Here is a 1059-nt window from a genome sequence, read left to right as displayed (position 1 = left end):
ACGGTCGCGGGGTTCGCCACGGCGCTCATCGCGCTGCCTCGCGGACGTCTCGGAGAAGCATCGGAGCTCCCTTTCTCTCGGTTGATCAAGTACTTACCCAACCGGCGTGATTCCGGAACGCCTGCTTGCCGGCTCCACTCGATCGTGCGTCGCCGCAGGTCAGGCGCGTAGGGCCGGTTGACCTAGCAGATCGGGACCTTGATCAGGGGGTTGTCCACAGGGCGGTCCGTCGTCCACAGGTACGGGCCGGGCGGGTGGTCCGGGCGAGGCGGCGGGCCGACGCTTCCCGGAACAAGTCGATCCCTGGGAGGGGCGATGTTCGATACGTACGTCACGATCGTCGGCAATGTGCTGACCGCGCCGGAGTGGCGCCGGACCACCCAGAGCGGAACGCTGGTGGCCAACTTCAAGGTCGCCTCGACCGCCCGCCGGCTCGACCGCGACAGCGGCCGCTGGGTCGACGGCAACAGCCTTCGGGTACGGGTCAACTGCTGGCGCCGCCTGGCCGAGGGAGTCGCGTCCTCGGTGGCGGTCGGCGACCCGGTGATCGTCGCCGGCCGTCTCTACACCCGGGACTGGACCGACGAGTCCGGCACCCACCGCACGCTCTACGAACTGGAGGCGGTCGCGGTCGGGCACGACCTGTCCCGCGGCCGGGCCCGGTTCCTGCGTAACCAGCCCCGCGCGGCCACCAGCACGGTCGAGGACGCGGAGGCCGAGCAGCGGGTGCACGGCGAGACGACCGAGCCGGTGCCCGACGGGCAGGCCCCGGCCACCTTCGACGACCGGCCCTTCGACGGCGACTTCCCGCCCTCGGAGTACGGCGGCGGCCGGGTCGGGCTCGTCGGCACCGTGGAGCGGGTGGGTGAGCCCGACCCGTTCGACGCCCGGTCCGTCGACGTCCGGCCCGGTGCGCGGCAGGCCACCGGCTTCGACCCCGGTTCGGGTGGCCCGGCGGGGGAGGAGGACGAGCTGGGCGACGTGGCCGACGACGGGCCGGCCACGGCCGAGGACGACGAACTGGGCGAGGTCGCACCGCCGGAGGTCGGCGGACCGGGT

General features: G+C 72.9%; 1 protein-coding gene. It reads left to right on the top strand.

Annotated elements, in window-relative coordinates; genetic code table 11:
• Nucleotides 1–315 precede the first annotated feature (315 nt).
• Nucleotides 316–1059: single-stranded DNA-binding protein (ssb, locus tag AB0L34_RS34360; protein WP_363709848.1), on the top strand; the 744-nt coding region annotated here is incomplete at its 3' end.

Source organism: Micromonospora sp. NPDC052213 (assembly GCF_040679695.1).
In the GTDB taxonomy this organism is placed as follows: Bacteria; Actinomycetota; Actinomycetes; order Mycobacteriales; family Micromonosporaceae; genus Micromonospora.
Note: the sequence above shows the minus strand (reverse complement) of the source record. Positions and strands in the feature narration are given on the sequence as shown.